This window comes from Gammaproteobacteria bacterium (assembly GCA_003696665.1).
Classification (GTDB): Bacteria; Pseudomonadota; Gammaproteobacteria; order Enterobacterales.
This window is the reverse complement of record RFGJ01000313.1, coordinates 1-1,553: the sequence shown is the minus strand read 5'-3', so window position 1 is coordinate 1,553 and position 1,553 is coordinate 1. Positions and strand designations below refer to the sequence as shown.

Sequence of the window (1,553 nt, the reverse complement as noted above, 5' to 3'; positions counted from 1 at the left end):
GACTAATAACAGGGCCGATCGGAAGATACTGCGTTTCAAAGCCATGTGTCCCCCCTTTGCTGAGTTTTTGCTAGACTCGGGTCGTTTTGAAAGTGTAAATTTCCTCATCACTCACCAGATGCACCCATTAGGCAGGTTACAGCTCTGCCCAACGGGCTCAAAATTGCCGATTTCAATTTCAGTAGTTCACGATTTGGGCAAGAAAAGGATGTAGGGATTTGTGAGGAGTCCTGTTTGCTGGTTGAATAGAGATGTCAATAACCACCAACCAGCAAACAGGAGAACCTCATGATAACCCAATCCGAACTAACGGCCCAAGATATTCGAGAGACGATGCAAAGCGTAGCCCAGGAGCACCTTCCGTTAGAAGCGGCTGGCTACATCAGCACCAGCGCCATGCTCTACGATGTTCTGATGAAGGCAGCCAGTGAAGGAATTAGCCTGGATGCGGCGTGCCGGGATCTGGAGACGAGTGCCAGCGGAAACAGAATACGTGAGTTGCTGAATGGACAACTGAGCGTTGAGCAACTGAGCGTGCATGAAGAACAAATTAACGCAGCCTTGGCGGCCCGCCTTCCTCGCCAGTTGCAAAAGCGGTGGGTCGAGGCAGCCCTCGACGAGCACGATGAGCCCTTCTATGGCAAGACAGCATCCCTGCTGGCGTACACAGTGCGCAGCCGGGCCAAGCAGGGCACCACCCGCTTTTTCCGCATCTGCAGTCTTTATGTCATCTACCGGCAGTTGCGTCTGACCCTGGCGGTTGCCTTCGTGCGCCCCGGGGAGGAGACGGTCTCCATTGTGAGGCGCTTGCACCAGCGGGTGCAGGCATTGGGCATCAAGATGCGTGTGCTCTATCTGGATCGAGGCTTCTGTTCGGGACCGGTCATTGCCTATCTCACGGACGCCAAACAACCGTCGATTCTGGCCTGCACCATCCGGGGCAAAACCGGCGGCACCCGACAACTATGTCGAGGACGCAAGAGCTATCGCACCACCTACACTTTTACCGATGGCACTACGGTGGACATGGCGGTCGTTGCCACGCTCGTCCCTGGCAAAGACAAGGTCCGGCGACGTAAATGGTTGCTCTTTGTCGTCATCGGTCTAGACTGGGCACCCAAGACCATCTATCGACGCTATCGTTTTCGCTTTGGGATCGAAGCCTCCTATCGCATCTTGCGTCGAGTCCGGGTCAAAACCACCTCCCGCAATCCTGCGCTACGTTTCTTCTTACTTGGTTTTGCCCTGCTTCTGGTCAATATTTGGGCCTTTCTCCGTTGGTTTGTGGCTCGCATCCCAGGTCCAGGCCCACACCGGCTTGCGCCGACTCGTTTTCAGTTCCAGGCTTTCGTCTGTCTGCTTAGGCGCGCTATCGAACATCTCTATGGGGTTGTCATGGCCATCCCCTGCTCAGGCCTCCCTATGAAATCGTGAACTACTGAATTTGGGATATAGAATTGATGCGAGTGGTTGCTCGATTCTTTGAAGTTGATGGCCTCTTCGGGAACGCTGGGATTGCGCAGTTCCCGAGTTACTTCGGTAAAGAAACCAAG

At 54.3% G+C, this 1,553-nt stretch carries 1 protein-coding gene; it reads left to right on the top strand.

Annotation, left to right across the window (positions count from 1 at the left end):
- The first annotated feature begins 288 nt into the window (after positions 1–288).
- Positions 289–1,434 carry a hypothetical protein gene (locus D6694_08450; protein RMH41999.1) on the top strand — a complete coding sequence of 382 codons (1,146 nt, stop codon included), beginning with the start codon at positions 289–291 and terminating at the stop codon, positions 1,432–1,434.
- The last annotated feature ends 119 nt before the right edge of the window (positions 1,435–1,553 follow it).